Annotated in this window: 9 protein-coding genes; 2 read left to right on the top strand and 7 right to left on the bottom strand. The window is 38.2% G+C overall.

The genetic code is table 11. The features are described from left to right. Positions 1-449: 449 nt before the first annotated feature. From AC1M9P_RS04370 to AC1M9P_RS04360, 3 genes are read right to left on the bottom strand one after another with little or no spacing between them, the layout of a single operon-like run. Positions 450-1,517: a DUF6670 family protein gene (locus AC1M9P_RS04370; RefSeq protein WP_481586810.1), complete on the bottom strand. Its 1,068-nt coding sequence runs from the start codon at positions 1,515-1,517 to the stop codon at positions 450-452. Between the two features lie 18 nt (positions 1,518-1,535). Next, entirely contained in the window at positions 1,536-2,360 is an 825-nt protein-coding gene (gene pssA, locus AC1M9P_RS04365) for a CDP-diacylglycerol--serine O-phosphatidyltransferase (protein ID WP_481586809.1), read from the bottom strand. A gap of 39 nt (positions 2,361-2,399) precedes the next feature. Continuing rightward, the gene (locus AC1M9P_RS04360) at positions 2,400-3,257 is read right to left on the bottom strand and encodes a 23S rRNA (adenine(2030)-N(6))-methyltransferase RlmJ (protein WP_092768034.1); all 858 of its coding nucleotides are present in this window, start codon (positions 3,255-3,257) and stop codon (positions 2,400-2,402) included. 117 nt (positions 3,258-3,374) lie between these two features. On the opposite strand from AC1M9P_RS04360, the gene AC1M9P_RS04355 reads away from it, so the two are divergent. Both AC1M9P_RS04355 and AC1M9P_RS04350 read left to right on the top strand, forming a co-directional pair. After that, positions 3,375-3,977, top strand: coding sequence for a 2OG-Fe(II) oxygenase (locus AC1M9P_RS04355; RefSeq protein ID WP_481586808.1), 603 nt, complete (start codon positions 3,375-3,377; stop codon positions 3,975-3,977). Between the two features lie 58 nt (positions 3,978-4,035). Further along, entirely contained in the window at positions 4,036-4,563 is a 528-nt protein-coding gene (locus AC1M9P_RS04350; protein WP_035269895.1) for a hypothetical protein, read from the top strand. 27 nt (positions 4,564-4,590) lie between these two features. Here the strand turns inward: AC1M9P_RS04350 and AC1M9P_RS04345 are convergent, their stop codons facing one another. The 4 genes from AC1M9P_RS04345 to AC1M9P_RS04330 form a co-directional block, all read right to left on the bottom strand. Further along, positions 4,591-4,842 (bottom strand): DUF2789 family protein, encoded by a 252-nt coding sequence (locus tag AC1M9P_RS04345; protein ID WP_481586807.1) that lies wholly within the window; start codon positions 4,840-4,842, stop codon positions 4,591-4,593. Between the two features lie 119 nt (positions 4,843-4,961). Next, complete coding sequence (locus AC1M9P_RS04340) at positions 4,962-5,201, bottom strand: DUF2789 family protein (protein ID WP_035269893.1); 240 nt, start codon at positions 5,199-5,201, stop codon at positions 4,962-4,964. 148 nt (positions 5,202-5,349) lie between these two features. After that, positions 5,350-6,336, bottom strand: a complete 987-nt coding sequence (locus AC1M9P_RS04335) for a malate dehydrogenase (RefSeq protein ID WP_035269892.1) — start codon at positions 6,334-6,336, stop codon at positions 5,350-5,352. Positions 6,337-6,509: 173 nt separating this feature from the next. Then, the gene (locus tag AC1M9P_RS04330) at positions 6,510-7,172 is read right to left on the bottom strand and encodes a ribonuclease T2 family protein (protein WP_481586806.1); all 663 of its coding nucleotides are present in this window, start codon (positions 7,170-7,172) and stop codon (positions 6,510-6,512) included. Between the last annotated feature and the right edge of the window lie 23 nt (positions 7,173-7,195).

The raw sequence follows: 7,195 nt of genomic DNA, 5'->3' as shown, positions 1-7,195 counted from the left end.
ATCAATAGTACCTAAAGGGTACCAATCTTGGCTCATCAATTACTGACAAAAAATTTGCTCAAATAAACTTCGAGAAATTTCTACCAATTATTAATGATAATATATATCGATCAATCAACCAGTAAAAATCCACACAAGTTGTTCTTCATAATCTCTTAATGATCTTCTTAATGCTTCGTCAGCATCAAGCTAGGTCGGCTATATTACCCTTTCTTTTCAGAAAGTCAACTAGCAATGTTAATTTATTTTCTAACTCATTCTCAAAACCTAGATCCAACCTATTCAGCTAAACCTTTGTTTTTCAACAAGTTTTAATCAACATCACCGCCGATGGATGTGCATTCTACAGCATTCCTCCCCCAATGCAACCATGTTTTTTAAATATTTAAAAAAAATATGATTAACTGGATATTTATTGTTCAATTTACGTGATTTTTATGCTTTTGGAGCTATTTTTTAAGCGTGCATGGCACAATACTTGCAAAATTATCCATTAATTTTTCATCTTTATTAATTTCTTGCCACTTTAAACTACGGCAATCTATATATTCACAATACCCAGATTGTCCTTCTTCTTGAATTCCATCAATCTGCACCTCATAACTAAAACTACCTACATAACCTGCGGCAAGACCGAATTTAAAATCTCCACGACTTTCACCTTTCACGATTATTTTTCTTTTTTTATTTTCAAATGACCATTCAAATACGCGCGCTAAATACATCTCATGTCCATTAGGGGTTTTTACTTTTGGGTATACACGATGGACTTTGAAATAAACATCATCAAACATTTCAGATGTCTGAGCTTTTAAATCTCTTAAATACATCCTTGATTGCACAATTTGATTTAAACCATTGCGTATATGAGCAAGAAGTAACTGCCTTTGGTCGATTAAGTTAATTATCTGATAGGTAAAAAAATGAAGCGGTAGATAAGGAATATTGATCGCTCTGGCAAATTCAAATGATCCTAACTGGTCAATTTTATATGTTTGTTCTTTATAGGTTACTGTTCCTTTGCATTGACACACTAATGACCAGTGATCAAATAAACCTAATTTTAGTTTGGTAAAGTGCGAAATAATTGGTTGAGTTTGAATACTCAGATCAACGGAAAGTTCATTGTCCTTTCTTATTAATTTGAAGTTTGGGATTGAGCCTTCTAGTTGCTCTCTTTGTCCAAATACAAATTTATTCTCTTTAATCTCGCAATCATTGATGATTGAATAACCATGAAAATGTCCAACCATATGTGGACTAATGCTCGTAATGAGTGAAACAGTATCCAAGGCTTTTGTTTTAATTGCATAATCATTACGCAGCATTGGAACATTCGGCTGTCCGATAATGGTTAAAAAATTAAAATAATGAAGTGGAGATGGTAATCCTGGAATCATCAATCCTTGATGGATAATTTTATAGATTCCTCGTGGACCGTGATAATCCAACCGAAGAGGAAAAGGAGCCTGATTCAGCTGTTTTGAATCGTCCGCTAAACTCATCAACAACTGCATATCAAACTCCTTTTTTATTTATCTTGTTTTTTCTCGAGCCAAAAATGTAGTGACGAAACCTGAAAGTGCATAAATAATCGAAAGCACTAAAATACCAACAGGAATATTGTACGTAATCGCAGCAAAGATAAACACAACAATAGGCAAGACTGCAAACGGCACACGTTTACGATCTACGGTTTTAAACGAATAGTATTTAATATTCGAAATCATCAGCAAGCCAACTGCAATAATAATGACTGCATTTATCGTCTGAATCATTGGATCAGATAGGACAAAAATTTCAGGGAAATCACGCCCCACCCAAACCAAAGAAATGATCATTACTGCGGCTAGAGGACTAGCTACACCAATAAAATAGCGTTTATCAACCACACCTATTTGCACATTAAAACGTGCCAATCGGAATGCAGCACAAGCAGTATAGACAAAACATGCAGCCAAACCGATTCGACCTAGATCATGGAGGCTCCAGCTATACATCAAAATTGCAGGCGCAACACCAAATGCCAACATATCTGATAATGAATCAAACTGCTCACCAAAAGGGCTTTGCGCTCCAATTGCTCGTGCGACCCGACCATCTAAACCATCAAATAAAGCAGCGATAAAAATGGCATAAATGGCTTGTGTGAATTCGCCATTCATACTTGCAATAATTGAGTAAAACCCTGACAACAATGCCGCAGTAGTAATCAGATTTGGCCACAGATAAATCCCACGACGCTTAACCTTTTGCCCTTCTTGCGTATGTTCCTCTTCTTCAACTTCGAAAGTAATACCATCAAAGCCCGGAACATTTCTTGGAGAAGATTCAGTTTCAGGTTTATTTATATTTGTCATTGTCATTCGTCCTAACTGTAGCCTTATCTCTCAATATTCTTATTCGCCGACCAACCAACGAACGGCAGCATGACCACCATTTTCACTCATTCTTAAGTGCGGGAAAAGCCATTGCAATGCTTCATCTGCATCTTCAGAAAACTTCCAAGGTGGATTAATCACTAATAAACCACAACCGTTTAATCCTACAGGTGTATCGTCTGGCCATACACATACTTCACAAACCAATTGACGGCGAATACCAGTCTTAATCATTTTTTTCTCAAAACGATCAATCATTGCACGGTCTTTAATTGGGTACCAAATTGCAAATACGCCTGTAGGCCATTTCTTATATGCCGTAGCGATGAGTTCAACCAACTGCGGAAAATCCTTTCGCTCCACCTCATATGGTGGATCAATCATGACCAATCCACGTTTTTCTTTAGGAGGAATCACACCGAGCAAACCTTCATAAGCATCACGCTCATGCAAACCTGCACGACGATCACGCACATTCATATAAAGTTGCTGAAATACATCTCGTTGCATCTCAAAAATTGTTGCTTTATCTGTTTCACGCATTCCTTCCAAAGCGAACCATGGCGAACCCGGATAAGCGCCTTTTCCGGCACCTGCACGCATATCTTCTACAACTTTAAGATATTGCTTAACACCTTCAGGGGCATTACGCTTAATTGAGTCATCGAGTTTAACTAAACGGTGAATACCATTTAAAAACTCTCCCGACTTCTGTGCTGCAGACGTTGATAAATCGTATTTACCTGCACCACCATGTGTATCAATGTAACGATACGGCTTATCTTTTTGATTAAGACGTGACAAAATCTGAAGCAACAATACATGCTTCATGACATCGGCAAAGTTTCCAGCATGGAAATGGTGACGGTAATTCATGTTTCAATTATTCCTAAGATCAACAATCATTTTAACATGAAAAAGTGTTTCATTCAGAATCGATTATTACTCTAAAATAGCTGACCTTTTTTTTATACAGTAAATAGCGAGATAAATATGGAAGCAGTTGTCATCCCAGGGGATTGGAATGTTGATCAAATCCTTGATGATTTAGATCAACATGGCTTCAGTATCATCGATCATGCATACCCACCAAACTATTTAAAAAACGTTGTAAATGAATGCCAAATCCATCTCGATGATTTTCGAAATGCAGCAATTCAAAATGGCATTGTCAGCACAATCCGCAGCGATCACATTTTGTGGTTATATCCAAAACTATCAATTTCCCATCAACACATAAAAACCTTAGATTTACTCTCTCAGGAATTAAATCGTGCATTTTATTTAGGCATTCAAGAAGTCGAAGCCCACTTCGCTTGTTATAATCCTGGTGATTTCTATGCTTTACATCGAGACAACCCTCAAGGCAAAAATGGTCGTGTGATGTCGACAGTTTTTTATTTGCATGAGGAATGGCATCAGCATTGGGGTGGTCAACTAAAGCTCCAAGATAAGAATAATCAGTGGCATATTATTGAACCTAAACCTAATCGCATCGCTCTATTTCAAAGCGATTTATTACATGAAGTTCTTGTTGCACACCACCAACGTCTTTCGATTACAGCTTGGTTAAGGACCGCACGAACTTTAATTTAGCGCTTTATTTTTTCGAAGTTGCCTCCATATAGGTTTTAAACCTGATGAGGACTCATCCATGCAATCAAATACCAAGCTAATTATTCAACGCATTGGTGAAACAGACCAACTTTACTTACAAAAAAATACGCCTGAGCTTGCCTTTGAACGTGCCGAATTGCGTTTAGAGCTGGTCAGTATGAGTAAGCTTCGTCAGGAACAAATTCATTTTCTTCAAGAAGCGATTGTTCTTCTTGAACAAGGTCGAGTAGATTTCGAAGAAATGCCAATGCGTTTGTATATTAATCTTACCCTGATGTTAGCCAGAGCCTACATGATGTATTTTGAGATTACTCAAGATGAAAAATTTGCGATCATCACTCAGCAAATTTTAAAATCATTAACATCGACCAATCATAGTGATGTTTATTTTAATCTGGCTTATGCTTGCGCTTCTCGTAAAGAATCAGCACTTACACGCCATTGGCTAAATAAATATTTTAAAACTATTGATCATGATTTAGAGGTGATAAGAACTCACCCTGCTTTCAAACAATTTCATGACCAAGAGTGGTTTATCCAGTTAACCAAACCTAAGATGCATTAAAAAAAGCCCCATGAAAGGGGCTTTTTTTTAGGCCATTCTTAATTTATATGCATCCATATGTAATTGTTGATTAAGTTCATCTATCCATATTGCCCAATCATCATCTTGTACTAAATGACTAATTAAGAAGTCACGCTGACCTTTATTCCAAAATGGTGCATCATGTAAATTTTGTTGCGCGGAAAGCTGATGTGTACGGATATAGAGTTCAATTGCCGCTGGACTATTTGCCAACCCCAATTGAGAAAATAATAACGCTAAGGAAGGTTTATGTTCCATCAAGAGACTCCCCTTATCAGATTTTAATAAAATTATTATTTAAATAACTTATAAAAAATCCATGAAAAAACCCAGCTTTTAGTCTGGGTTTATTGTTTCAATTTGTGATTATATTTTCATCACTTTGTATCGTTTGTGAGCTGCTCACTCAATTGGTCAATGACAATGGCCCATTCATTATCTTTTTTCCAATGACTAATAATAAAATCGCGTTGCGATGGATTCCAAAAATCAGCTTCATGCATCGGCGTATTGGGATCAAGCCGATGTGTTTGTATAAAGTGATCAATCCCTTCAGGTGAGCTATCTAAGCCCAATTGCTCAAAAAGTAATTCTTGATTTACTTCCATATCCAACATGGATTGCTCCTTGAATTTTCATGATTTTGTTCAAGATAACATGTCAGTACAAAGTTCTATGTAGAAGGATTTCTTAAGCATTGTTAAGTTTTGTGCATTAAAAAAGCACTCCATTCGGAGTGCTTTTTTAATTTAGTTGAAAACTAAATTATTTAACCATGTCAGCAATCGCTGCACGTTCTTCTTCTAACTCATTAAGCGTGAAGTTGATACGCTCACGGCTGAATTCGTCAATTTCAAGACCTTGAACGATTTTGTACTCGCCATTTTCACAAGTTACAGGGAAACCGAACATTACGCCTTCAGGGATACCGTAAGAACCATCAGAAGGAATACCCATAGTTACCCATTCGCCGTTTGTGCCAAGAGCCCAATCGCGCATATGGTCGATTGCAGCGTTTGCAGCAGAAGCAGCAGAAGAAAGACCACGTGCTTCGATGATCGCAGCACCACGCTTACCAACAGTTGGAAGGAATACGTCTTTATTCCATGCAGCATCGTTGATTTTGTCTTTTAAGCTTTCGCCGTTTACATTAGCAAAACGGTAGTCAGCATACATTGTTGGAGAGTGGTTACCCCAAACTGTCATGTTTTTGATGTCTGAAACTGCAACACCAGCTTTTTGAGCAAGTTGAGTTAACGCACGGTTGTGGTCAAGACGTAACATTGCTGTGAAGTTTTTCGCTGGAAGATCTGGAGCAGATTTCATTGCGATATAAGCATTCGTGTTAGCAGGGTTACCTACAACAAGAACTTTAACGTCACGGCTAGCAACTTCGTTAAGCGCTTGACCTTGACCGATGAAGATTTCACCGTTGACTTTAAGAAGGTCAGCACGTTCCATACCAGGACCACGTGGACGTGAACCAACAAGAAGCGCGTAGTCAGCATCTTTGAATGCAACTTTAGGATCATCAGTACCGATCATGCCAGCCAACAATGGGAAAGCACAGTCGTCAAGTTCCATCATCACGCCTTTAAGCGCTTGTTGAGCTTTCTCAACAGGAATTTCTAATAATTGAAGAATAACTGGTTGGTCTTTACCCAACATTTCACCGCTAGCGATACGGAATAAAAGGCTGTAACCAATTTGACCAGCAGCGCCAGTAACGGCAACGCGAACAGGTTGCTTCATGTAATTATCTCCAGTTGAGAGGATAGTCAATGCGATTAAATAGCTGTTCTATCTAATCTTAATAATCATAAACGGCGAAGATTGTACTCCAATACTTTGACAGATGCATTGAAAAGAGAATGAATTTCAACAAAAGTCTGATAGGAAATATAAATTAACTTCGCGGAAATAAATTAGTAGGCGCCCTCTATGTCAAATCTATTTGGGCAGGTCGAGACAATATCAGACGCACATGACTTGAATTGACCATTCGTGCGATAACAGATTTCAACCCCCGTTAACACTGGGCGACCATTTAAGCTTTGGCATTGAAATTCAATACCTTTGCTGGGTAATTTTGGGTTGAGTTTGATGAATTGTGATCGTAATGTCGCCATAGAGACTGTTTTACGATCCACTCCTGTTAAGGAATCAGGAACTTTTAATTGGTCTGCATGATTAATAATGGTACGAAAATACTGACTGGCATTCATTGGAACGCAACCACCATAGTTGGCCCACAGCCTAATTCTAGCCTGCTCATCAGGCATCACCCTAGCAACAACCCTCTTCTGTAGCGGTGCCAAGGTGGCAGATGAACTCGTTTGGCAATCATGACGACTGGTTTCTGGGATAAGACCCTTTATCGTAAGTGAATATCCTTCTAGGCATTTACGGTGTTTCGCTTTTGTTCGATCTAATGCACAAATGGCAGGTGTCATCTGTACTTGAAGCACATATCCTTGTAAACCTTTCCCTGATGCCATCACATCTGCTGAACACAACAAAGCCCCTACGCTCAAACTACTGAGGAGGTAAGTGTGTTGACAACTAAACAGCAGTTTTGTGTGATTCATCAAAGCTCACAAAAGTAGTTGAA

This window comes from Acinetobacter sp. 25-47-122 (genome assembly GCF_056779695.1).
The sequence above is the reverse complement of the archived record's forward strand: the minus strand, read 5'-3'. Positions and strand labels throughout refer to the sequence as shown.

What these genes read in the sequence shown, in the direction of transcription:
- AC1M9P_RS04370 (WP_481586810.1), bottom strand. Translation starts at nt 1,517, where the DNA reads ATGCAGTTGTTGATGAGTTTAGCGGACGATTCAAAACAGCTGAATCAG.
- pssA (WP_481586809.1), bottom strand. Translation starts at nt 2,360, where the DNA reads ATGACAAATATAAATAAACCTGAAACTGAATCTTCTCCAAGAAATGTT.
- AC1M9P_RS04360 (WP_092768034.1), bottom strand. Translation starts at nt 3,257, where the DNA reads ATGAATTACCGTCACCATTTCCATGCTGGAAACTTTGCCGATGTCATG.
- AC1M9P_RS04355 (WP_481586808.1), top strand. Translation starts at nt 3,375, where the DNA reads ATGGAAGCAGTTGTCATCCCAGGGGATTGGAATGTTGATCAAATCCTT.
- AC1M9P_RS04350 (WP_035269895.1), top strand. Translation starts at nt 4,036, where the DNA reads ATGCAATCAAATACCAAGCTAATTATTCAACGCATTGGTGAAACAGAC.
- AC1M9P_RS04345 (WP_481586807.1), bottom strand. Translation starts at nt 4,842, where the DNA reads ATGGAACATAAACCTTCCTTAGCGTTATTATTTTCTCAATTGGGGTTG.
- AC1M9P_RS04340 (WP_035269893.1), bottom strand. Translation starts at nt 5,201, where the DNA reads ATGTTGGATATGGAAGTAAATCAAGAATTACTTTTTGAGCAATTGGGC.
- AC1M9P_RS04335 (WP_035269892.1), bottom strand. Translation starts at nt 6,336, where the DNA reads ATGAAGCAACCTGTTCGCGTTGCCGTTACTGGCGCTGCTGGTCAAATT.
- AC1M9P_RS04330 (WP_481586806.1), bottom strand. Translation starts at nt 7,172, where the DNA reads ATGAATCACACAAAACTGCTGTTTAGTTGTCAACACACTTACCTCCTC.